Origin of the sequence: Bacillus sp. BHET2 (genome assembly GCF_005938125.1) — a bacterium.
In the GTDB taxonomy this organism is placed as follows: domain Bacteria; phylum Bacillota; class Bacilli; order Bacillales; family Bacillaceae_B; genus Rossellomorea.
Genome location: NZ_VCQN01000005.1, coordinates 268,413 through 291,386 on the forward strand (window position 1 = coordinate 268,413; position 22,974 = coordinate 291,386).

The following is a 22,974-nucleotide window of genomic DNA, read 5'->3' on the forward strand; positions in this document are numbered from 1 at the left end:
ATTGGCTGAGAAGGTATCGGGAACTACAGGAAGTTTGAAGGTGCAAATAGTTAGCAGAACGTGTATGAACCTTTCTTCAGCTTAATAATTTTCGACAAATGGCTCATAAAATTGAAATGTGGCTTATATATCAGAATTACGGCTCAGAACTTCTTGAAACTGGCTCATAACTTTTAGTAGAGGCCCATAAATAGTGGGACTGGCTCATAATAAAGGTGGGGGAAAGTGATTCTCGATATGTAGCCTCTCAAAATGAATTTATTAAACAAGTTTAGGCTATCACCTAAGCTAAAAGTGGTATAACTTCAGCATATTTCAATCATAGTTGAGAAGAAGAAGGGGGTTTCTACACAAAATCAGACGATTGAACCCTCGTTGTCAAGGGATCAGAGCGAGCTAAGTGTGCAAAAATATCGATTCATTGATTTTTCCATCGTTAGCAACTTATGCAAAACCGGTTAAGGGGATGCTATGTAAAACCGACATGTCTATTAGCCGATCTAGTAGCTAATGTAATTGCAACAATCTCTTAAGGAAACAGCAATGGTTTATTGAATGAAAAAACCCCTTAAACAAGGAGATGTGAAACCCAACCCTTGTTCAAGAGGTATACGATCAACCTGCTATTCTATTTTGACAAAATGATTGAACCAACCGATTTGTCTTTCGCTTGATCATTCACCAGAACCTTCATTCCGTAATGGCTGATATTACGTCCTGCATCTGGTAAGTAGGAGTTGTTATAATCTTTCATGTCATTAAACAATGGAACTCCACGCTGACTTGGCAGAGTCAGGGTTTGACCAGGATATATCAGGTTCAATCCTGATGTAGGCATGAAGTTGAATGCTGCGTCTGCCACATGGTATCTACTAGTGGCTGCTACTCCTGTACTCCACATTAAATTCGTGTCATCATGTGCATCCACCACTCCAAGGAAACCGTCTCCAGGATGAATTCCTGTCCAGTTATCAGTGAAGGTATCATCGACATACCAGACGACCAGACCGCCATCGTAGCTCATTAACGAGCTTCCACGTGCGATGTGCCCCAGTCCTTTATCTACACCTTGCTGGTTGCGCCATTCCATTAAGTAATAATGGTCCACATATTTGTTTCCGTCGAAGCGTTCAAATCCATTGAATGTGAATGGAGAACTGGTCGATTCAGCACCATCACTGACAATAGTTGCACCGTCTGCAACGACTTTGATGTTATCAGCGAATAAGCCAGTTTGTGTTGCACCCCAGTCAGATGCATAGCGAAGTCTTAATTTGATTTTTTGTCCTGCGTACTGATTTAGATCAAATGTTTGAGCTTCCCAGCCATCTGAAGTACCTGTGAATCCTGGCATAGAGTTCAAGATCGTAGGATATCCTTCAGGAACCACATCGCTTCTAGTATTTTCGTTCCCTAAAGACTTCCAGGTTGCCCCATTATCCGTTGATACTTGGACAAATCCGAAATCCCATTGTTCTTCAATATCATACCAGGCGTCAAATGTTAGCTTTGCAGAAGATTTACCTGTTAAATCAACATCCGTCACCATATTTGTATCCGTTTCATCTTCTTGCCCACCCCAATACTCATAGCTTCCAGAAGCAGGAGTATTTACTGGTGTTTTCTTCTCAGGTAAATTCACTTGAATCGCCTGATGGTTTTGTCCGTTCGGAGAATTAGCTTGGTCGAGCAATAATGTTGTCCCTTTTTTCTTTAAATCGTCAAAGTCGACAACTGTCGCTTTTGTCCATTTTCCACCAAGTGTTGATTGTAAATAAGATTTCGCCCAAGGAGAGAAACCAGTCGGTTCAGTACCCGGTACTTTACCTGCCCATGAGCCTGCAGACATGATTGACCAGTATTCAACCGCATCCCCAGCACCTGAGTAAATCGTGTCATATTCATCAGGTAATCCTAAGTCATGGCCATATTCATGAGCGAATACACCTGTCGCTCCATCTTCAGGCATCATCGTGTAATCATAGAATCCTGGCGTCCCGTTTCCAAGTCCATCCGGATCAAAGAAGACAGCAGATCGGTGAGACCAAATGGCATTATCATACAATGAGCCGCCTCCAGCTTCCTGTCCCATACCGGAGTGGATAATTTGTAAGTGATCGACTAATCCATCTGGCTCCCAGAAGTTACCGTCACCATCTAAATCATGTGGATCTTCTAAGTCATAATCTTTAAGGGGGATTCCTGCTGCGATTGCTGCAGCATAAGTATCTTTTACTAATTGCTTCGATCCACCAGGAGTCACATTGTCATGTCCCCCTGAAGCTCTGTCTGCTCCATAATAAGCTGCTGTACCTGGTACCTTGAGCCACCCGTATGCTTTACCTTCGACTGTATAAGTCCCGCCCGATTGCTCTTCATAATACTGCTTTTGAGAAACGAATGTTTCACCATTAGGACCGGTTACTCCTTTGTCCCCAAAAATCATATCTTCGAAGTGCTTAGTGTTGTAATCAGAATAGTAGTTATCCGTTTCACTTGGCTTGATTTTGTTATGTGAGAAATCCGAGTACTCTACCATCAAAGTAAGTAGCTTCCCTTTCTTTGCTATACCAGGTGATGGTGATTCCTTCACCGGATCAGGATGCTTCGTATTTCCTTGCAATTTCCCACTGCTTTTCTTTGTTTCGTCTTTAAACTTCTGATGCTTTTCAGATTCCGCTGCTTTCACTTTAGGAGCAATGGGATCTTTTGCGTTCGCATCCTCTACTTTCTTTCCTTTTAATTCAATATACTTTTCCAACGCTTTTTGCTTGGAAGCATCAGAAGCTTTGGCTGAAATCTTCCCTTGCTTGATCAATGAAGCTAGCAATCTCTCATCATTAATCAACGCCGCATCCAACGTCCCTTTAAAATGTGAAGCCGATTCTTTTACACTGCTTTCTGTCACTACACTTGCCGAAACAGATGAACTGACTGGAATACCAGCAAACAACGTTCCTGCCATGACAACCGAAGTGATTCCTGATTTGAATAACTTGTTCATACGTTACCCCCTAAATGTTTTTTGGTACATTCTCATATTATTCTATTGAAAATCACTTTGGTAGAAGAGTCGCTCATCAAATTACGACATTATTGAGAGGGGCTTTTCTTTACTTTCACTTCGATTATTCACATGATTGAGTACTTCAAACCTTGCTAGATCTTGATTTTTGCACCAAGAATGAATCTATTTCAAAAATAGAAATGATAGAGTATTTTGTCGTTTTTTAACGAACGTTTTTGTTCGTTATAACGTTGACACATTTATCTAAGTCTAGTAGATTTGTGATTACAGGCGATAACTACCATAGGAGGATGTGATGAATTGAAAAGAAAAATGTTGAAAATGTTCACTTATCTCCTGTCGATTTCCGCTCTATGCTGTATCGTGTTTCTCTTATTTGTAACCTATCAAGCTCAAAAGGATCCTACTAAAATCCCATCGTTCTTTGGGTACAAGCCTTTAACAGTCCTGACAAACAGTATGGAACCGAAAATCAGTGCAGGTGACATGATCTTTGTCAAAGAAAAAGACGCAACGGACGTTAAAAAGAACGAAATCATCACCTTTCAAACAGCGGATCAAAAGGTTGTCACACACCGAGTGGTAGATACGACCCCTGAAGGATTTCTTACTAAAGGAGACAATAACAATGTAGAAGACAGCTGGAAGGTGAAGCCTGATCACTTGATTGGAGAGGTTGCCGTAATTCTTCCAAATGCAGGTTTCGTGGCTAAATTCATTTCCAGTAAACTTGGATTTTCAATATTTGTCCTACTGCCATTTCTTCTATTTATCATGATGGAAGTGTTCGACCGTGTGAACAGTCATCTGAAAAGAAAAGAAAACACAGTATCTACAAAGGCTCAATAGTATATGGGTTCAATGAAAGATCTATATAAAACAAAATCAGAGGAGGAATTTTTAGTATGAAAACAGTAAAAAAAGCATTATTAGCAACATCTTTGGCAGGAGCTTTAGTCGTAAGTGCAGGGTATGGTACATATTCTTGGTTCACGTCAAGTACTTCTGCAGTAGGAACCATCGATACAGGAAATTTATCAGTGAATAACGGGGAAGCAATCACAACTCCGCTCTTTACGGCAGCTAAATTCGCTCCATCCCAAGTAGTTTATGGGGACTTTGTTACGCTGGAGAACACAGGGGATTTAAAACAAAATTTAAAATTGACCTATACGGGTTCTGTGGATAAAGCTTCAGCAGATCCATACAAAATTTACTATATGGCGTTTAAATATAAAGCAATGCCAGATATGGATCAGTTGAATGATTGGAGAATGGCTTGGGAAAAAGGCTTCTTTAACGGACATCATAATCCGACAATGAGCATGGCTAAATCGGCGGTTGCTTCATTACCTAAAGGAGTAGAGGTGGTTACCGGAGAGGCAACAGTGGAAGAAGTGCAAGCCATGTCAGCTCTTGCAAAATCAGCATCAGAAGGAGATAAAACGTTTAAGTTTGGCAAAGACGAGTTCTTCACACTGGAAGAAGATGAATACATCACAATGGCATTTGATGTGAAGCTTGACCAAAGTGCTGGTAACGAGTACCAAGGAGCTACCTATAATGGGAATCTGATGGTTCAAGCGAAGCAGACTGACCAAGGTGCTAAATTCGGAAAATAAGAAATGAATGGATGAGGCAGTCGCACTCCGGCTGCCTATCTTTATAGAAGGGAGATACGAATGAAACAGCTACATACTATACGGAAAGGGAATGGATCCCTTATTGCTATCTGCACATTCCTACTATTGTCCTCTATCTATCTAATTTCAACTACTTTAAGTTCATTACCTGGAACGTATGCATGGTTTACTTCTGAAACGAGTGCATCCGGCACCATACACAATGCCACGACTGAAGATTTACTGCAAATACAAGCTTCAGACGTACAATATGGTAATAATTGCACCATGCAGAACTCGCTCTCTGTAAAGAATATTTCAGATATGAGTACGACCGTAACCGTATCCTTTTTAACCAGTAATGGTAATGAAGAATTGGCAAGTCAGAAGCTGAAACCAGGGGAATCCATGAATACGAATCCGGAAGATATGACAAAGTGGACCGGTGAGTGTGATGAAACCTCGTTAACCTATCGAGTACAAGGGTTCATTCACTATGTGGATGAAAACCATACAGTAGCAGTCGACCAAACGGAATTGAAAAATACAATGATGCCTGACGAAGAAAAGAGCATAGATGAGCAGGTGGATAAAGAGGATAAGCAGAGTGTAGAAGAAGCGGATAAAGAAGTACCGGATAATGGTGAGGTGGACGATCAACAAACAGGTGAGGAAGAAAAACCTTCAACTGTTGAAGAGGAAGAAAAAGTGGAAGAAGCGGAGCCACCACCTGCTGAAGAGGCTGAACAAAAAGATGAAACAACAGACCAACCTCAAATAGAAGAAGAGACTTCAAGTCCGGATCAACCGGATGTAAATGAGAATGAAGCAGAGGAATCTTCTGATCAAGATCAGGCTGTGAACATAATGGAAACGGAAGAAAAACAGGAAGTGACCCAAAGTGTACCCAGCGAGTGAAGAAGGAAAGGCCAGTTCGAGTAATCGGAACTGGTCTTTTATTATGAAGATGTTTGATGCAATGGGGGCGTATAAATAACTGAAGGAACATGATGCAATAGAAATTTTCGACAACAGGCTAACACATTGTGGAATTGAACTCATAACATCACATGGCTAATGATATAGCCTTGTGATGATTTCGTACTTATTCCTATCATCCACCACCAATGCCTTATAGAAATCAGGAAGCATAGTGACAAAGTGGCATGTCACGGGGATTTATCAAAAAATCCACTCCCCAACCAGGAAGTGGACCCACCGTTAATGCTTTCTCCGTGCAAAATCAACAAATCGGAACATATCCAACCGGTGGCGCGATTCGGTGTACTCAAACAACGTCGCATCCTTCAAATGAACATAATTTTTCACGACCACCACATGATCATAGTCATTTAAATCGAGATGCTCCCGGTCTTCATCGGTACACTCTTCCACCACAATCTCTTTTTTTGCAAAATCGATGGGGAGCTTCAATTCGCCTTCGAGATACTCATAAATGGAGTTCTCGCAGATTTCTTTGGTCAGCAAAGGGATTTGTTCTTTTAAAAAGAAAGACTTGTCGAGGATAATCCTTTCACCACCGATTCTTCGGGAGCGGACTACTTTCCATACTTCAGCGTCTCTTGTCGTTTCGAGCTGGGTAGCAATCTGATCATCGGCCCGGACCAATCCGAAGTCGTGAACGAATGTTTCGATCTGATCCCGCCCCATGGAAGTTTGCAGCTCTTTAAAGCTTACAAGCCCTGAAATCGGAAAGCTCATCCTAGACACATCCAGTACCAGGGACCCTTTGCCACGCAGCTTCTGAATGAACCCTTTCTGAGCCAATAGTGTAAGCGCTTTACGAATCGTCTCACGGGAAGTTGAATAAATGATCGTGAGCTCGTTCTCTGATGGCAGGATCGAATTCGCTGTATAGATACCATTTTGTATTTTTTTTGAGAGGTCTTCAAAGATTTGATTGTATTTATTGCTTTTCGTCATCATATCACCATTTATTATTTTACCATATTTAATAGGAAGAAATGAGATTCAACTTGAGTGTTGTGAATATTTTCAATAGAATGGAGATAGCGCAAATTTTAGAAAAGGGTGAAGAGCATTGTCGAAACAGCATTGGAAGAAAATCATGTTGGGAATTGGCATGAGCACGTTATTGCTAGGTGCTTGTGGAGCAGACGAAGAGAAGAAAGAAGAGACAGCAAAGAAGACTGAAGAGGTAAGCCCAAATGAAGACCCTGCGACAGATGAAGCGGCATCACTGACTCAGATGACGCAAATCGTGGAGGATGCGAGCGAGTTGAAAGAGGCTGAGGGTATTCCAGAAGAAGAAAAAAAGGCAGTCAACGAAGCCTTTGATCAATATATCAATGCATTTAATGAAGAAGATTTCGACTCATACATGAGTGTGATCTCGAAGACACCGGTGAACTTCAAGTACGAAGATGAAGAAAGGTATGTGAAACAAATCTTTGATTCAGTCGATTCGAAGCGTACGGTTGATAATGTGAAAATCATCAACTATGCGTCTGGTAAGAAAGCGGACGTCTATGCAGAGATTAAAGCGACAACTAAGGACCCGAATAGTGAAAAAGAAGTGACACGTTCTGGCAAGCAGGTAACAGTGTTCCATAAGAAAGAAGATGGATGGAAGGTTGCGGCGATTTTCTTTTTGGCTAGTGAAGGCGAAGAGGAGAAAGCAGAGTAGTATAGGCAAAGACAGAGTTGAATCAATCAACCCTGTCTTTTTTTAGTTGATTCGTAAAGGTTAAATAAGGTATCAAGTTCTTCGCTTAGACGAAGGGTTGCCGGGTGTGTAAACCCAAATAGGTGTGCAATTTTTTGGAGCTCTATTCTCTTTTGTTCGATCACCTTGAGGGTGGAGTTGGTTTGGGTGGATGTAGTCATGAAGTGTACCCCCTTTTTAATTAAGTATGCCACTATTTCCTTATAATGTTAACTTAAAATTTAACAGGTTGACAATGTTTTTATTTGCATGGATTCATATCTTCTTTGTTGGAGTATTTAAACTATATGAAAAGAGGGGAGGGGGAACTATGTAAGTTGTGATTGCCATGGTGACAGCCGTTAAAGTCATCCTTTTTACTATCAAAATGGCTCTGTTAAAGATAGTTGTTGATTAATTGATTTACGGGAACTAATGTAAACTTACAGGCAGTACCGTTAAGATATCCCTAAAAGCATCTTAGTATCATTATTAAATGAAAGGAGACTTAACTTGAAGAAAATATATGTTTTTTTCCTTCTTTTACTATTATTAGCTGGGTGTAGCCAAAGCAATGTCAAGCATAATACAGACTTAGAAAAAGGCATTTATTCTGTTGTTGGGGAAAAAAATAAAAGTGAGATAAATCTTAAATCATTGACGACTTTCGACTGGGATAAAGCTTTCCTTTTCACCCCTTATAGTACACAAGATGGCATAGAAGAGCAGTTAGGTTCTGATTTTAATGACCCATCAAATATAGATACTAGAGACGATATATATCTTATGGTTTTCCTTAACAAAGAAAAAGTCGTTCAATATATTGAGATAGAGCGTCAAGGTGCTGACTTTTCAATAGTAGAAAAAGGATACCTTACCCCTTCTGATGATGTGATACGTATTGAGAGGCATTAATAAGGAAAATTCCCCTTGTTTTAGTGACCATATCCTTAGTTAGATAAGGCAATAATATTAAAAGGGAACTACCTGATTTATGGAAGTTCCCTTTTTATGCCTAACATCAACAATAGAGCCATTACAATTAAAAAGAACGTTTAGACATTGAGCCTAAAACGTTCTTTTTAAAGGGTGCTTATTCTGTAAGCCGGAACACAATCGACTCAAACGGACGCAGTGTAATTTTCTCATATTCATTAGTAGTGTCATCGTAGTTCGATAACAGAACCTCACTGGACCATCCTTCTACTTGGACTTCTGAAGGAAGAGTGAATTCTGCCTCGTGACTATAAAAGTTATTCACTACAAGTAATTTTTCCCCGTCAGCATTCCGCACATAGGCGAAAATACCAGGGTGATCTTCTAAAATCAGCTGATAGTCCCCATCCACAATGAGTTCATATTCCTTGCGAAGGCGGTTCAGCTTTTGGTAATGATAGAAAACAGAGTTTTTGTCTTTAAGAGCTTGATCTGCATTAATTTCCTGATAGTTTTTCGCCACTGGAATCCAGGGGGTGCCACTCGTGAATCCTGCATTCTCTTCGCCATTCCACTGGACCGGTGTTCGAGAATTATCACGGGATTTATGACGGAGAATCTCTAATATCTCGCTTTCTGATTTCCCTTGCTCTTTTAAACGATTGAAGATGTTAATGGATTCAACATCTCGGTATTCACCGATGCTGGTAAACTTCGGATTCGTCATCCCGAATTCTTCCCCTTGATAGATATAAGGCGTTCCCTGCATCATATGGATGGTTGTTGCGAGCATCTTCGCTGATTCGCTACGATACTTGCCATCGTTTCCATAACGGGAGACGATCCTGGGCTGATCGTGGTTGCACCAGAATAAGGCATTCCAGCCGCCACCGTTGTGCATTTCACGCTGCCAGGTGGAGAGGATTTCCTTTAATTTCAGAAAATCAAAATCAGCAACCGACCATTTTTCTCCGTTCGGATAATCCACTTTCAGATGATGAAAATTGAATGTCATGCTGAGCTCGTGACGATCAGGATTTGAATAGTTAATGCAGTGATCGATCGTTGTAGAAGACATTTCCCCAACAGTCATGATGTCGTAGTGAGAGAATACTTCCTTGTTCATTTCCTTCATATATTGGTGGACTTTGGGTCCGTCTGTGTAAAACTTGCGTCCATCTCCGGGAGCGACTGAACCATCGTCGTCAGGGAAGTCCTGATCCTTCGAGATAAGATTGATGACATCTAAACGGAATCCGTCGACGCCCTTTTTCAACCAGAAGTGCATCATGTCGTACAGCTTCTGCCTGACCTCATCATTCTCCCAGTTTAAGTCAGCCTGGGTGACGTCAAAGAGGTGAAGATAGTATTGCCCGGTAGCCTCATCGTACTGCCAAGCGTTGCCGCCAAACTTGGACTGCCAGTTGGTTGGCTCGGTACCATCAGGCTTGCCATCCTTCCATATATAGAAATCACGGTATTCATTATCCTTCGACTTGCGGGACTCAATGAACCACTGATTCTCTGTTGATGTATGGTTGATGACGATATCCATGATGATCTTGATCCCACGCTGATGAGCCTGTTCCAACAGCTCATCAAAATCCTCCATCGTCCCATACTCATCGTGAATATTGAAATAATCACTAATATCATAGCCATTATCATTCTGCGGAGACTTGTAGATCGGCGTAATCCACACCACATCAACCCCAAGCTCCTTCAAATAATCCAACTTCGCCGTAATCCCCTTAATATCCCCAACGCCATTCCCAGACGTATCATAAAAACTCTTCGGATAAATCTGATACACAACCGACTTCTTCCACCAAGGCTGCTTCATACAACATGCACCATCCTTTACTAAATTCGTGAGGGACGGACCTCACTTTTCCTACTCATCCGCCACATTTATTACGTCTCATTATTGTTTCTATGCGGTTTGCTAACTGAAGGTCGGTCTTTGTTGAGGGACGGACCTTCCATGTTACGTCATAAATCCTTATTTAATAGGAAAGGACGCTTCAAATACAGCAGATTTGAAGGTCCGTCCCTATAAAAAGGGAGACAAATATTCAATCCACGTAACCTGAACAGGCGTGTGGTAAGAATGGATTTGTCCCCTTTAGTTTAACTTGTATATACAAGTTAGTGCAATTATTTTCTCTCTCTAGAGCTTTTTATACAACTTCGTTTTTACTAAATTTTGACCAGATCATTGTCAGGACGAATGGTACGACAACTGCGATGAGCATTCCAATTGCGAATGGCAGCCAATATTCTGATTTAATGGACAGGATTCCCGGAAGTCCACCAACACCGATGGAGAATGCTTTCGTCCCCGTCATTGCGAGTAACACACCACCCATAGCAGACCCAATCAATGCCGAGATGAACGGGTATTTATAGCGCAAGTTGACCCCGAACATCGCTGGCTCCGTAATTCCTAGATAAGCGGAAAGGGCAGAGGTTCCGGCCAGTCCACGCAGTTTTTCGTTTTCCTTCTTCGCTACGAACATCATGGCCAGTGCTGCAGAACCCTGAGCGATATTGGATAGTGCCAGTATCGGCCATAGGAAAGTCCCGCCTGAGTTCGAAACAAGTTGTAAATCCACTGCAAGGAAGGTATGGTGCATCCCCGTGATGACCATCACCGCATACAACCCACCATATAATAGTCCACCCAACCAGGAGAAGTGGTCGAACACCCAAATAACCCCGTCCGTTAGCATGTTTCCAACGAAGAATGTGACAGGTCCGATCAGGATGAATGCTGCGAAACCGGTAATCAATAACGCAACAGGGGCCACAACCAACAACTTGATTGAGTCATGAACACGTTTATCCAAGAACTTCTCAATTTTAGCTAATAATAATGAAGCAAATAAGATCGGTAAGACTTGTCCTTGGTAACCGATTTTGTCCACTTCCAAGCCGAATAGATTCCATGTTGGAATTTTCTCAGCTGTACCATAAGTCCAGGCATTCAATAAGTCAGGATGCACAAGCATTAGACCTAGTACAATACCAAGCAGCGGACTTCCACCAAAGCGCTTAACCGCCGACCAACCAATGAGTCCCGGTAAGAACACGAAAGCTGTGTTAGCAATTAAGTTAATGATGTTCGTTAAATCTGCCCATTGCGGGTATACATCAATAACCGAGGTATCTTTGTCGAAGAAAATCCCAGGCCCGGTCAGAATATTATTCAGACCCATCAACAAACCAGCCGTTACGATCGCCGGTAAGATCGGGATGAAGATATCCGCCAGTACCTTAATCGCACGTTGCAGGGGATTCAAGTTCTGAGTGGCAGCATCCTTTACATCTTGCTTTGATGCCTGTTCAATACCGGTTTCCTCTGCTAAAATCTGATACGCTTTATTCACAAGACCTTGTCCGATGACAACCTGGAACTGACCGTTGGAAGAGAATGAACCCTTCACCAGATCAATTGCCTCTAATCTTTCTTTATCCACCTTTTTCTCATCATTCAGCACTAGGCGAAGACGAGTCACACAATGAGTGGCCGTGCGAATATTATCCTTGCCGCCAATCGCTTCAATAATTTCCAGAACGTCTTCTCGTTTCACGCTCATGAAATTCCCTCCTTTGGAATCGGGAAAGGTGACAGGCACCCCCCCGTGAAAAATCGAAAGCTCCCATGTACCCGCTTTCATTTTCTATTAATGGAATTCCCCTAAATCGTATGTGAAAAACGCTTCACTCTATGCTTTGTTGAAAAACTTACGATATAAAAAGCACTTTCACTACGTAGGGATGTTGTATATACAAGATATAAGTATATTGTATTCATGTATATACAAGTTGTCAATGGAGAAGTGAAGGCGTTTTCAATATTAAAAAATAAATTGGCTGTTCGGACTGCAAGAGGTGGAGGCTTGGAGTATAAAAAGATGAATAAAACTTTTTCTACCCTGACATTCTCCTGACACATTCGCCCATTATGATAACAATTGTAAGGACGAACCATACAAACCATTTGGAGGTAGAAAACATGTTAAACGTATTATCAACAAAGTTTATTGCGGGTGCTTTATCTCTTGCGATTGTGGCACCGACTGCGTACGCAGCCACTCAGGAAGATACAACAACGACTCAACCGGAATCCACCATACAGGAGCAGGCTCCGTGGATGGACAATTTAGATGAAGAAACCCAAGCCAAAGTGAAAGAAATCAAAGAACAAGTGGACGCTGGGACGATTACGAAGGAAGAAGCCCATGATCAGCTGGAAGAGCTAGGCGTAAAACCACGATTTGGAAAACGTGGGGGACACCAATTTGAGAAATTAGATGAAGAAACCCGCCAACAGCTCGATGATATCCGCAGTCAGGTAGAAGCGGGAGAGCTGACAAAAGAAGAGGCAAAGGAAAAATTAGATGAACTGGGAATCAAACCGCCACAGCACGGTCATGATCGCGAGCCATTAGATGAAGAGACCCGTCAACAACTCGATGATATCAAGAGTCAGGTAGAAGCAGGAGAAATCACAGAAGAAGAAGCACAAGTCAAATTAGCAGAGTTAGGAATCGACAAACCGTTCCCGAAGGGCGATCGAATGGGAATGGATGAAGAGACCCACAAGAAAACCCATGACATCCGTGACCAATATGCCGCAGGACTGATCACACAGGAGGAAGCACAAGCTCAGCTGGATGAATTAGGAGTAGACATGGATCTTGAGCAAATGCCGGATCCCTTTGAAGAATTAAATGAAGAAACAAAGGTAAAAGCACAGGAGATACTAAAGAAAGTGATCGACGGCACGCTGACTCGTGAAGAGGCACGTACCCAACTTGAGGAGCTAGGTGTGAAACCACCTGAGAAATCCCATCGAGGAGGCCATTTTAAAGGCTCTAAGCAAAATCAGGATCAATCAGAAACAACCGATGACAATACAGTACCTGAAGAGAACACGTCCTATGAAGATGTAACCTTGTAACAAGCCCCCCCTTTTCATTTAGGAGAGTGCTGCCCAGCGGCACTCTCTATTTTCATGAAAACTCCACCTGTTCTTCCCCTTTTCCTTTATAATTCACCTATAGGAGGAATCCCAATGAAAACTATTTTAATTGTTGAAGATGAAATCACCATATCCCGTGTTCTGAAAGCTTACTTAGAAAAAAACGGCTTCTCAACGATTCAATCCTATTCAGGCAGGGAAGCCATCAAAGCGTTTGCTACTCATAGGCCTGATTTGATTCTACTCGATGTCATGCTTCCCGATGGTGACGGCTGGTCGGTCCTCCACACGATTAGACAAGAAAGTACCTGTCCGGTCATCATGCTGACAGCACTTGGTGATGTGGATTATCGTCTAAAAGGTCTCACGTCAGGAGCTGACGATTATATTTCCAAACCGTTCATCGGAGAGGAAGTCGTGGCGAGGGTGCAGGCGGTATTACGAAGATCCCGGACCATATTCGAATCAGGTGATACGAAACAATACGGTCAGTTAAAGATAAATCTGCATTCCCACAGGGTGGACCTCAACGGAAACGAAGTTACCTTCACTCCGAAAGATCTATCCGTATTTCTCTTTCTCGCGGAGCATCCTAATCAAACCTTTACTCGTGAGCAGCTGATCGAAAACGTCTGGGGAATCGATTATGACGGAAGCGACCGTGCCGTCGACCTTGCGATTAAGCGAATCAGAAAGTCGCTCGAGGGATGGTCCAGTGAACAAGGGGAAATCAAAACATTACGAGGATTGGGGTATCAGTTCAGTGTTTACGAAAAATAAACCGTCTCTCTTACGCTATTGGACAACCCGTTATTTAATCACCCTCATTGTTGGCCTCCTTGTCATTGCCATTATCTCAGCACTCTGGATCCGGAAAACGACCATCGACAACCGTTTAAACCTGACCCATGTAGTGGCACAAGAGGTAGCAGATCGAATCGTCACCAGTGATGGCCAGATTATGATCCCGCCTATCTTAAAGGATGTTGTGAAGGAAAGAAGTAAATTCCTGCAGCTGGACGAACCGCCGTTAACCTATGTGATCAATCCAGAAGGACATGTTCTATCAGATAAGGATCATTTTCGTGGTCCGAGAGATCGCCAGCCACCTTTTCAGCAAATCCCTTCTTCTTTTTATGAAAAAAGGGAAGTGGAAATTGAACTGGACGGAGATCAACATGAGAAGGCTTACGCCATTAGTGAGCCGATTGAGTCAGAGGATGAAGTGCTTGGCTATGTGGTTATGATTACATTGGAAAAAAACCTTGCCAAGGTCAATCAGGAGTATCGACTGCTCGCGATTATGCTCGTTAGCCTTGCCCTCCTCGGCTGGCTGGTCATCTATTACCTATCGCGGAAACTATCGGCGCCGATTGCAGAAGTGGCCCAGGCGGCAATGCTTGTGAGTGAAGGAAACTACGAAATTAGTCTTGAGCAAAAGGCGAAGGAGAAAGAAGTCTATGAACTCGTCGATTCATTTCAACAGATGGCCACCAAACTACAGAACCTGGAGCAACTTCGCTCTGAATTGCTGGCTGGCGTCACCCATGACTTGAAGACACCGGTGACATCGATCAGCGGCCTCATCCAAGCGGTCAAAGACGAAGTGGTGACGGAGGGTGAAGCAAAGGAATTCCTGGACATTTCGTTGAAAGAAGTAGATAGGCTGCAGCGGATGATCGGTGACCTGCTTGATTTCAACTCGTTTTCTGCAGGTGCGATCCCTATTCGAACAGAATGGGTCAACATGAATGAACTGGTTGAGGATATTACGAAGCATTGGGAGCAGACACAGGTGGAGAAGTCTTTTGATCTATCTCTGTCCTTAGAGGAAGTAGAAGCCCAAGTCGATCCATTGCGAATCGAGCAGATTCTCATCAATCTGTTAAACAACGGCCGACAATCCCTTTCTGAAGATCAAGGTGAACTTATCGTTCGCCTACTGAAAAAAGAGAATCGAATCGCCATTGAAGTTCAAGATACCGGAAGCGGAATCCCGGAAAACGAACAGAAGCTCATCTTCGAACGATTTTATAGAGGAGAGCACAAAAAGTTGAAAGTTAGGGGCCTCGGACTGGGTCTACCTTTTAGTAAGATGCTGGCAAAGGCACAGGGAGGAAATTTGTATTTGAAGGATAGTTCCCCATCCGGGACCACATTTGTATTGGAGTTACCACATTATAAGTAGAATTGGAAACAAGACCATAAAGTACCAATCCTTATTATACTGGGGTTTCTTCCTGATTTTTCTTTATATAAGAATATTAGCCTATTAAAATCTTTGTCTCTTTCATAGATAATGGACAAGCACTAAAATTCGACACTATTTATGAAGGAGACATTTTTTTGAAGAAAACAATTATTGCCTTTACCACTGCTGCACTACTTTCGACAATGGCTGCCAATTCAACGGAAGCGGCTTCTTACCGCGTACAATCAGGTGACTCCCTTTCCGTGATTGCTTATAAATATGATACATCCGTTTCAAACCTTAAGAGCTGGAATAACCTGAGCTCGAATACGATCTATGTAAACCAAGTGCTTGAAGTATCTGCACCATCTTCTGCGAAAACGTACACCGTACAATCCGGTGATTATCTGTCCAAAATCGGTGCCAAGTTCGATGTGTATGTCGCTGAACTGAGAGATTGGAACAATTTAACGAGTGATGTGATTCACCCTGGACAAACGTTGATCGTTTCATCAGGAGGAACAACCACGCCACCACCATCAGGATCCAGTACTTATACGGTACAATCCGGTGACACTTTATCGCACATCGCTGTCCGTTATGATGTGAACGTTTCAGACATCAAGGCATGGAATGGATTAAGCTCGAACACGATTTATGTTGGTCAGAAACTATCGATCAAAGGATCTTCCGGCGGATCAGAGACGCCATCATCAAGTGTTGTAGACATTGCGAAGAAATACGTAGGCACTCCATACGCATGGGGAGGCACATCACCATCCGGCTTCGATTGCAGCGGATTCATCTACTATGTATTCAACCAGGCGGGACAATCGATTGCCCGTACGAACACAGAGGGCTACTATAGCAAGTCATCTCTTGTTTCGAGTCCGAAAGCTGGCGACCTTGTATTCTTCGAGAATACGTATAAAGCGGGAATCAGTCACATGGGTATCTACGTTGGAAACGGAGAATTCATCCACGCTTCTGATAGCGGCGTGACCATCTCCAAATTGAGTAATACGTATTGGAACCCTAAGTTTGTCGGGTATAAACGTTTTAACTAATTCTTCATTTCGAATATAGATTTAAAAAAGGGGGTGACATTTGTCATTCTCCTTTTTGTCTTTAATGATTTAATTTGTTGACGATTTCTTTCAGGAACGAATTTCGTTCTTAGGTAACCAGCCAGACACCAGACAAGAAAAGGTGAAATAAACCATTTGTGAGACTCCAATTCCTCCTTCTTCCATCACGAAAAGTGGCATCCAGTATTCTGCATTCCCTCAACCTCAAGAGGGCTGGTTCAAGGAGAGGTGTTTTCTATACAAAATGTCACTAAATAAATGAATGGTTAGATCACCAACCATCAGGGTAAAGAAAGATACAGGGGTGCTGGGGAATAGGCACAACATTGTCCAACGCGTCACAGCATCCCTGCTAAAAATAATCAAAGAATAGAATGTCATACCTCTTGGCAATCCCCACGAACGAAACTTTATCCCGTTAATCCCTCCAAATATTAGCAGTACTTCTATTGATCCAATCATTCCGACGATTCCAGCTGAACCAATCCAACCCACACGTAAATCCTTCTCATATATGGTAAGATAAGGATTCTATTTCTAAATACTAGAAGGACTATCAACTCATAATCTCGAAGAATAGTACATATAGAATAAAAGCCGAAAGTAATTGGGGGAGATGGGATCGTGAGTAAGAAAACAGTCGGGATCATCATAGGGAGTGTCTTATTGTTGACGGCGATAGGTGTATATATAGCAGTCGGAAGTTTAGATATGAATTTTGCCGGCAATAGCGGTACCCAGCAGGATTCAGGTAATGGCAGTGTTGAACAAACGGCAGGAGCCGAGATGAATGATAGAGAAGATGCCAAGAAAGAAGTCAAAGGCGGCAATCCTTTCGATGAAAAAGTGAAAACACCATTAAGTGAGGTGGTCATGCAGCAATACATCCATGCGATGAGTCATCAAAAGGTACAGGCGAAAGAAAAATGGTCTTATTTTAAAATAACTGATGAGCGAATCGACTTTCTATTAAGCCAGTTAGAGATCAATCAATATGACTATGAGGAAACGTATAAAGACATCCTGACGAGCTGGAAAGAGGGAGACTTCTCGGAAGCCGTGAGTGATCATAATAAGATTTGGCGGATTCAGGAAGGAACGATTGGTAAAGCCACTGGGCTATTATCACCGAAAGCGGAAGAAGCCTATATTAGCGAACAAAAGACGGAGAAGAGATAAAGAAAAGGCTAAGGAGCGATTGCATCCTTAGCCTTTCCCTATTTATAACTCCAGATGGTCCTGTAGAGTGCCTTGAATCTCGCCCAATTCTTCATCAGGAATCACATAATAATAAATGCCGTCAATCTTTGTGCCGGAACCAGTCTTGATCTGGATCTGTTCGATATCCTTCGAAGCGGATTTATAATGCTTCTGGATATCAACCATTTCTTCAAATTTCAAATTCGTCTTCACGTTGTTTCCTAACGCGTCGAAGATATTATCGAAATTCCAAAGGCTCGAGACGCTTGCTCCTTCACGGATGACGCCTTGAATGACTTCGCGCTGCCTCAATTGACGTCCGAAGTCACCGCGTGGATCATCGTGTCTCATACGGGAGAAAGCAAGTGCTTCTTTTCCGCTAAGGGTAAGCTGTCCTTCTTTAAAGGAATATCCATCGTAACTGAAATTCAAGTCATTATTCACCGTCACACCGCCCACAGCGTTTACGATATCTTCGAACCCTTCCATGTTGATCTTTACGTAGTAGTCAATCGGGATATCAAGTAATCCTTCAACTGTATCCATGGACATTTCCACCCCGCCGAAAGCGTAGGCATGATTAATCTTATCCCTTGTCCCATGTCCAACGATGTCAGTCAGCGTGTCCCGGGGAATCGAGATCATTTTCACAGATTTCTTATTCGGATTTACGGTCAGAACGATCATTGAGTCGGATCGGCCTTTATCGTTTTCCCTCTCATCGACCCCGAGTAACAGGACTGAGAAGGGTTCTTTATCCTTGAATGTTACTTCCTTCGTTCGTTTAGAAGACTTATCCCGGTCGATTGGTGTATGCATCGTTTCGACTGCGCTGTTTAATGAATGATAGATGCTGTACGCATATACCCCTCCACCAATCAGCATCAGCAGAAAGACGATCCCGACAACCTTTAACCATGTGCGTTTTTTTCCTCGTTTATGCTTGTCTACTCTCATGTTTTCGTTCCCTCACCTTTTTTGCAACCTAATCATTACCATATCAGATTACGAGGGAAATGCATAGAGAAATTTCACTGGTAAACGGTCATTTTTCCTGATCCAGATCATGATAGGGAAAGATTCTATTCTGTCTTCCTTCATATTAAATTGCTTCTTTATATCCGTTAACTCTCGTATGATTATCTGGGTGTTGTACCAGGGTGCGAAAGAAAAGAGAACAGCAAGTATAAGAGCGATAGTAAAGAATAGGAGATAAGACATCGGTTTTACCTCGGTTACGTAGTCTTTATGTATTCTATTCTTGGGTCAGGAGTATAATTACTTCATTCAACTACCCTCTTAACGCAAGGCTCTTTTCGTAAACTCTGTTGCTCTTTAAGGTAGCGAGTGCTAGTTGATTTCCGCTGCAGGTGCTCGCTTTCCGCGGGGCTGGCGGTGAGCCTCCTCGGCTTCGCCTCCGGGGTCTCACCTGTCCAGCTTTTCCCGCAGGAGTCGAGCACCTTCCGCTACAATCAACTTACTAAGTATGAGGGCGAATCTACTACTATACACGGCTAGAAAACATCATTTTTCAACGTTTGCAGTGGTCGATTTAAGCTTGAATAGTAAGATTCTATTTCATTCGTTTTTTCACTAGTAAGCTCTGTCACGATATCTCATTTAGATGGTGAGAGGAACGGCGTAGACTCCTGCGGAAAAACGGGCGTGCCGAGACCCCGGAAGCGCAGCAGAGGAGGCTTGGCCGTTCGTCCGCCGGAAAGCGAAGCCGTTCCCCTCACCATCTATCGCACTTTCACTCCCTTATAGACAGAGCCTTGGCAGCTCCTATGTTAAAAAGCAACAATCCTTGCGAAAACATCCATTAAAAAAGACTAACCCTCAGGCTAGTCTGCGATAAAGTAATCGATGAGATATTGACTCCATAGTGTATGTCCTTTTTCATTCGGTGTTTCCTGGGTTCCACCTAGATAATCACGGAGGGAACCTTCGGGCCAGGCTGACCAGTGGTCTAAGTAAGTGATGTCTTGAGTGTTTGCAAATTCTTTTAATGCTTCGATTTGTTTCGGGTAGTAAGTAGCTCCGTCAATCGGGTGAGTCGGTTGAAGGATAAGGACGGCGTCTTCATTTTGTTCGATTAATTTTCGCTTGAACAGTTCAATACTTCCCTGGTTACTGGTCGATCCGACACGGTTAGAATTATCGTTCAGTGAGAAGGGTTCAAGTAATACGAGCTGGGGAGCAAACCCGAGCACTTCATCGATTTTATCCCCGTTTACAAATTCGATTGAGGTCGTATCGTATTGGAAGATGGATACGGCTACTTTCCCATCAAAGGCATTCTCGATGGCTTCTTTTACCTGGATACTCCACCCGTTCTCTTCTTTACCAAGTGCGGTAGAGCCAACTAGTGCAAGCTTATAGGGTTCGCCGTCTTTAAGACTTTCTTTGAAGGCTGCCTTGGCATCTTCTGGCCAGTTCGCGATGAGGGATTGTACATCCTTGGTTTCAGCGGTATCAGGAGACTTACTTGTCTCGTGGGACTCTGTAGAAGGAGGATTCGAAACGGGAGTCGATGTTCTTTCGCTCCAGTATTGATTTCCGTAAAAGAGTACGGCGACACAGCCGATCGCCAGAATAATCAGTGAAAAGGCTTTCATCGTTTTGGTCTCCTTTTGTCAAGAATAATGGATAAGAAATCATTTCCAATTTACCAATTTACCTTTTCTTTTAGCAAAATTTGTAGTTTAATAGATAAGTATGGAAATGTTACAAATTAATTAAAATTATGACAACAATTGCACGAAAATACAACAGGAACTGAAATTATTTTACATATTTTTTCTAATAGTAGGAGGAAGTTATGGAAGAAACGATTAGTTTACGCGAGTTAATGGAAACGTTACGGAAGCGTATAGGTTTGATTATTTTGATTACCCTGACAGCGATCTTGGTGAGTGGAGCGGTCAGTTTTTTTCTTTTGACACCGGTTTATCAATCATCTACTCAATTGCTGGTTAATCAGGCGAAATCCGACCAGCCTGCATACAATCCTGGTGAAATCCAGACGAATCTTCAGCTGATTAATACGTATAATGTCATCATCAAAAGTCCGGCCATCCTGGAAAAAGTAGCATCTGACTTGAATAATGGATACGATGCCGCTCAACTGAATCAAAAAATTACCGTCGGTAGTGAAGCGGATTCTCAGGTGATCAATCTTTCAGTAACAGATACTGACCCTCAAACGGCCGCGGATATTGCTAACAAGACGGCAGACGTTTTTCAATCTGAAATCACAAAGATCATGAACGTAGACAACGTGAGTATCTTGGCTAAAGCAGAAGTAGGAGAAAAACAATCTCCCATCAAACCGAAACCACTCTTGAATATCGCGATTGCAACAGTAGTTGGTCTCATGATCGGTGTAGGTCTTGCCTTCTTACTTGAATTCCTTGATAACACCATTAAATCGGAACAAGAAGTGGAGAAAGTATTAGGACTGCCTGTACTGGGGTCGATTGCAAGAATAGAAGATCAGAAGGAAGACAAGTCATCCAGTCGTTCTGAACGATCATCCCGAGAAAGAGGTGAGAAGGTTGGGTAAAGCAAAGAAATTACAGAAGCTCATGATGAAAACAAAGAGGAAGCTGGTCACGATTACGGCTCCTAAGTCACCGATTTCAGAGCAATATAAAACGATTCGTACCAATATCAACTTCTCATCAGTGGACCGGGAAATGCGTTCGATCATGATCACGTCATCTGGCCCGGGAGAAGGGAAGTCAACGACAGCGGCAAACTTGGCCGTCGTGTTTGCCCAACAGGGTAAGAGTGTTCTTCTCGTCGATGCAGATATGCGCAAACCGACCGCCCATTATACGTTTAATGTCCAGAATACCCATGGGTTAACGACGGTGTTAACGAGACAAAAATCGTTAAGAGAAGTCGTGAACACAACAGAAGTCGATCACTTGGACCTCTTGACGTGTGGACCGGTACCACCGAACCCGGCGGAATTATTGAGCTCACGTTCCATGGAAGAATTTCTTGTGGACGTATACGCTGATTACGAAATGGTGATTTTCGATACACCTCCTGTTCTGGCAGTGACCGATGCCCAGGTGCTTTCCAACCAATGTCATGGTTCGATCTTGGTGGTGAGCTCAGGTACGACAGAAATTGAAGCAGCCCAAAAAGGGAAAGAGCTTCTGCAAACGGGAAAAGGAAAGCTGCTTGGCGTGATCCTGAACAACCGTGAAGTGAAAGATACCAATTACTATTACTATTATGGTAAAAGATAACAATGAATAAATACCCATTCGACAAATTTCACCTGTTTACAAAAATACCTAGTGTAGTAAAATAATAGATGTTGGTATAAGTCGAAAGAACTATTTCATGTGAGGAGGATAACGATGATTGATATACACAGTCACATTTTACCCGGTGTTGACGACGGCGCCAGAACAATGGAAGACAGCCTAGACATGGCAAAGCTTGCGGTGTCAGAGGGTATTCATACAATCATTGCGACTCCTCATCATATGAATGGTCAATACGAGAATGAGAGAGTGGACATTCTTCATCGAGTCGATGAACTGAATAAGCACTTGAAACAAGAGAACATAGATTTACATGTACTACCAGGTCAAGAAAATAGAATTTACGGTGAAATGGTGGAAGACTATCAGAATGGAAAACTACTACCATTAAACCGAGTTTCCCCATACATATTTGTGGAGTTCCCTTCAAGTTCAGTACCAAGATATGCTGACAGACTCTTGTACGAGCTGCAAAATGAAGGGTTGATCCCCCTGATTGTTCACCCGGAACGAAACGCAGAAATCGTGGAACGACCTGACAGACTTTACAATTTGGTCAAGAACGGTGCTGCGACTCAATTAACCGCATCCAGTCTAACTGGATACTTCGGTAAGAACATCCAGAAATTTTCACAGCAACTGATAGAAGCCAATCTTACTCACTTCATCGCTTCAGACGCACACAATATACATAATCGCTCCTTCAAGATGGAAGAAGCCATGGATACACTAGAGAAAAAGTATGGAATAGACATGATCTATTACTTTACAGAAAATGCAGAGTTGTTAATAGAAGGCAAAAACATCTATAAAGAAATACCCGAGAAGGTAAAAAAGAGAAAATTCTTGGGGATCTTTTAACGGAATAGAAGTGGTAAGTTCCTAAGGTACTATTGTCGTTTGTCATTCAGAATTGGAAAGTTGCACGAAGACAACAGTAGAATTTTGGGAAT

The 22,974-nt window shown here is 42.5% G+C and carries 20 protein-coding genes; 13 read left to right on the forward strand and 7 right to left on the reverse strand.

Features of this window, described 5'->3' with window-relative positions; all coding sequences use genetic code 11:
* Positions 1–628 precede the first annotated feature (628 nt).
* Positions 629–3,004 (reverse strand): immune inhibitor A domain-containing protein, encoded by a 2,376-nt coding sequence (locus tag FGG79_RS18365; RefSeq protein WP_138781011.1) that lies wholly within the window; start codon positions 3,002–3,004, stop codon positions 629–631.
* A gap of 324 nt (positions 3,005–3,328) precedes the next feature.
* Between FGG79_RS18365 and FGG79_RS18370 the strand changes: the two genes are divergently transcribed.
* From FGG79_RS18370 to FGG79_RS18380, 3 genes are read left to right on the forward strand one after another with little or no spacing between them, the layout of a single operon-like run.
* Entirely contained in the window at positions 3,329–3,877 is a 549-nt protein-coding gene (locus FGG79_RS18370; RefSeq protein WP_138781013.1) for a signal peptidase I, read from the forward strand.
* Between the two features lie 56 nt (positions 3,878–3,933).
* A complete protein-coding gene (locus tag FGG79_RS18375; RefSeq protein ID WP_138781015.1) occupies positions 3,934–4,650 on the forward strand; it encodes a hypothetical protein in 717 nt (238 codons plus the stop codon).
* A gap of 60 nt (positions 4,651–4,710) precedes the next feature.
* Entirely contained in the window at positions 4,711–5,568 is an 858-nt protein-coding gene (locus FGG79_RS18380; protein WP_138781017.1) for a hypothetical protein, read from the forward strand.
* A gap of 303 nt (positions 5,569–5,871) precedes the next feature.
* On the opposite strand, the gene treR is transcribed toward FGG79_RS18380, so the two are convergent.
* Positions 5,872–6,594: a trehalose operon repressor gene (treR, locus tag FGG79_RS18385; RefSeq protein WP_138781019.1), complete on the reverse strand. Its 723-nt coding sequence runs from the start codon at positions 6,592–6,594 to the stop codon at positions 5,872–5,874.
* A gap of 118 nt (positions 6,595–6,712) precedes the next feature.
* Here treR and FGG79_RS18390 point away from each other — a divergent pair, with 118 nt between their 5' ends.
* The gene (locus FGG79_RS18390) at positions 6,713–7,318 is read left to right on the forward strand and encodes a nuclear transport factor 2 family protein (protein WP_138781021.1); all 606 of its coding nucleotides are present in this window, start codon (positions 6,713–6,715) and stop codon (positions 7,316–7,318) included.
* A gap of 26 nt (positions 7,319–7,344) precedes the next feature.
* Here the strand turns inward: FGG79_RS18390 and FGG79_RS18395 are convergent, their stop codons facing one another.
* Positions 7,345–7,518 carry an aspartyl-phosphate phosphatase Spo0E family protein gene (locus tag FGG79_RS18395; protein ID WP_138781023.1) on the reverse strand — a complete coding sequence of 58 codons (174 nt, stop codon included), beginning with the start codon at positions 7,516–7,518 and terminating at the stop codon, positions 7,345–7,347.
* A gap of 331 nt (positions 7,519–7,849) precedes the next feature.
* Here FGG79_RS18395 and FGG79_RS18400 point away from each other — a divergent pair, with 331 nt between their 5' ends.
* Positions 7,850–8,251: a lipoprotein gene (locus tag FGG79_RS18400; protein ID WP_138781025.1), complete on the forward strand. Its 402-nt coding sequence runs from the start codon at positions 7,850–7,852 to the stop codon at positions 8,249–8,251.
* Positions 8,252–8,429: 178 nt separating this feature from the next.
* Here the strand turns inward: FGG79_RS18400 and treC are convergent, their stop codons facing one another.
* Positions 8,430–10,115, reverse strand: a complete 1,686-nt coding sequence (gene treC / locus FGG79_RS18405) for an alpha,alpha-phosphotrehalase (protein WP_138781027.1) — start codon at positions 10,113–10,115, stop codon at positions 8,430–8,432.
* A 337-nt stretch (positions 10,116–10,452) separates the two neighbouring features.
* Positions 10,453–11,871 carry a PTS system trehalose-specific EIIBC component gene (treP, locus tag FGG79_RS18410; RefSeq protein ID WP_138781029.1) on the reverse strand — a complete coding sequence of 473 codons (1,419 nt, stop codon included), beginning with the start codon at positions 11,869–11,871 and terminating at the stop codon, positions 10,453–10,455.
* A gap of 419 nt (positions 11,872–12,290) precedes the next feature.
* Between treP and FGG79_RS18415 the strand changes: the two genes are divergently transcribed.
* The 5 genes from FGG79_RS18415 (at position 12,291) to FGG79_RS18435 (ending at position 17,717) form a co-directional block, all read left to right on the forward strand.
* The gene (locus FGG79_RS18415; RefSeq protein ID WP_138781031.1) at positions 12,291–13,238 is read left to right on the forward strand and encodes a hypothetical protein; all 948 of its coding nucleotides are present in this window, start codon (positions 12,291–12,293) and stop codon (positions 13,236–13,238) included.
* A gap of 114 nt (positions 13,239–13,352) precedes the next feature.
* The gene (locus FGG79_RS18420; RefSeq protein WP_138781033.1) at positions 13,353–14,039 is read left to right on the forward strand and encodes a response regulator transcription factor; all 687 of its coding nucleotides are present in this window, start codon (positions 13,353–13,355) and stop codon (positions 14,037–14,039) included.
* On the forward strand, positions 14,023–15,447 hold the full coding sequence (locus FGG79_RS18425) for a HAMP domain-containing sensor histidine kinase (protein ID WP_138781035.1): 1,425 nt from the start codon (positions 14,023–14,025) through the stop codon (positions 15,445–15,447). Before FGG79_RS18420 ends, FGG79_RS18425 begins: the two co-directional genes overlap by 17 nt.
* Positions 15,448–15,605: 158 nt before the next feature.
* Complete coding sequence (locus FGG79_RS18430) at positions 15,606–16,517, forward strand: LysM peptidoglycan-binding domain-containing protein (RefSeq protein WP_171050998.1); 912 nt, start codon at positions 15,606–15,608, stop codon at positions 16,515–16,517.
* A gap of 645 nt (positions 16,518–17,162) precedes the next feature.
* Positions 17,163–17,717, forward strand: a complete 555-nt coding sequence (locus FGG79_RS18435; protein WP_138781037.1) for a DUF6241 domain-containing protein — start codon at positions 17,163–17,165, stop codon at positions 17,715–17,717.
* Between the two features lie 42 nt (positions 17,718–17,759).
* Here the strand turns inward: FGG79_RS18435 and tagU are convergent, their stop codons facing one another.
* Both tagU and FGG79_RS18445 read right to left on the reverse strand, forming a co-directional pair.
* A complete protein-coding gene (gene tagU, locus FGG79_RS18440; RefSeq protein ID WP_138781039.1) occupies positions 17,760–18,695 on the reverse strand; it encodes a polyisoprenyl-teichoic acid--peptidoglycan teichoic acid transferase TagU in 936 nt (311 codons plus the stop codon).
* Positions 18,696–19,582: 887 nt separating this feature from the next.
* The gene (locus tag FGG79_RS18445; RefSeq protein ID WP_138781041.1) at positions 19,583–20,356 is read right to left on the reverse strand and encodes an SGNH/GDSL hydrolase family protein; all 774 of its coding nucleotides are present in this window, start codon (positions 20,354–20,356) and stop codon (positions 19,583–19,585) included.
* Positions 20,357–20,559: 203 nt separating this feature from the next.
* Between FGG79_RS18445 and FGG79_RS18450 the strand changes: the two genes are divergently transcribed.
* From FGG79_RS18450 to FGG79_RS18460, 3 genes are all read left to right on the forward strand, one after another.
* Positions 20,560–21,303, forward strand: a complete 744-nt coding sequence (locus FGG79_RS18450) for a YveK family protein (RefSeq protein ID WP_138781043.1) — start codon at positions 20,560–20,562, stop codon at positions 21,301–21,303.
* A gap of 25 nt (positions 21,304–21,328) precedes the next feature.
* Positions 21,329–22,000, forward strand: a complete 672-nt coding sequence (locus FGG79_RS18455; RefSeq protein WP_138781108.1) for a CpsD/CapB family tyrosine-protein kinase — start codon at positions 21,329–21,331, stop codon at positions 21,998–22,000.
* Between the two features lie 114 nt (positions 22,001–22,114).
* On the forward strand, positions 22,115–22,882 hold the full coding sequence (locus FGG79_RS18460) for a tyrosine-protein phosphatase (protein WP_138781045.1): 768 nt from the start codon (positions 22,115–22,117) through the stop codon (positions 22,880–22,882).
* The last annotated feature ends 92 nt before the right edge of the window (positions 22,883–22,974 follow it).

What these genes read in the sequence shown, in the direction of transcription:
- FGG79_RS18365 (WP_138781011.1), bottom strand. Translation starts at nt 3,004, where the DNA reads ATGAACAAGTTATTCAAATCAGGAATCACTTCGGTTGTCATGGCAGGA.
- treC (WP_138781027.1), bottom strand. Translation starts at nt 10,115, where the DNA reads ATGAAGCAGCCTTGGTGGAAGAAGTCGGTTGTGTATCAGATTTATCCG.
- FGG79_RS18375 (WP_138781015.1), top strand. Translation starts at nt 3,934, where the DNA reads ATGAAAACAGTAAAAAAAGCATTATTAGCAACATCTTTGGCAGGAGCT.
- FGG79_RS18395 (WP_138781023.1), bottom strand. Translation starts at nt 7,518, where the DNA reads ATGACTACATCCACCCAAACCAACTCCACCCTCAAGGTGATCGAACAA.
- FGG79_RS18415 (WP_138781031.1), top strand. Translation starts at nt 12,291, where the DNA reads ATGTTAAACGTATTATCAACAAAGTTTATTGCGGGTGCTTTATCTCTT.
- FGG79_RS18455 (WP_138781108.1), top strand. Translation starts at nt 21,329, where the DNA reads ATGAAAACAAAGAGGAAGCTGGTCACGATTACGGCTCCTAAGTCACCG.
- FGG79_RS18380 (WP_138781017.1), top strand. Translation starts at nt 4,711, where the DNA reads ATGAAACAGCTACATACTATACGGAAAGGGAATGGATCCCTTATTGCT.
- FGG79_RS18420 (WP_138781033.1), top strand. Translation starts at nt 13,353, where the DNA reads ATGAAAACTATTTTAATTGTTGAAGATGAAATCACCATATCCCGTGTT.
- treP (WP_138781029.1), bottom strand. Translation starts at nt 11,871, where the DNA reads ATGAGCGTGAAACGAGAAGACGTTCTGGAAATTATTGAAGCGATTGGC.
- FGG79_RS18460 (WP_138781045.1), top strand. Translation starts at nt 22,115, where the DNA reads ATGATTGATATACACAGTCACATTTTACCCGGTGTTGACGACGGCGCC.
- FGG79_RS18450 (WP_138781043.1), top strand. Translation starts at nt 20,560, where the DNA reads ATGGAAGAAACGATTAGTTTACGCGAGTTAATGGAAACGTTACGGAAG.
- treR (WP_138781019.1), bottom strand. Translation starts at nt 6,594, where the DNA reads ATGACGAAAAGCAATAAATACAATCAAATCTTTGAAGACCTCTCAAAA.
- tagU (WP_138781039.1), bottom strand. Translation starts at nt 18,695, where the DNA reads ATGAGAGTAGACAAGCATAAACGAGGAAAAAAACGCACATGGTTAAAG.
- FGG79_RS18445 (WP_138781041.1), bottom strand. Translation starts at nt 20,356, where the DNA reads ATGAAAGCCTTTTCACTGATTATTCTGGCGATCGGCTGTGTCGCCGTA.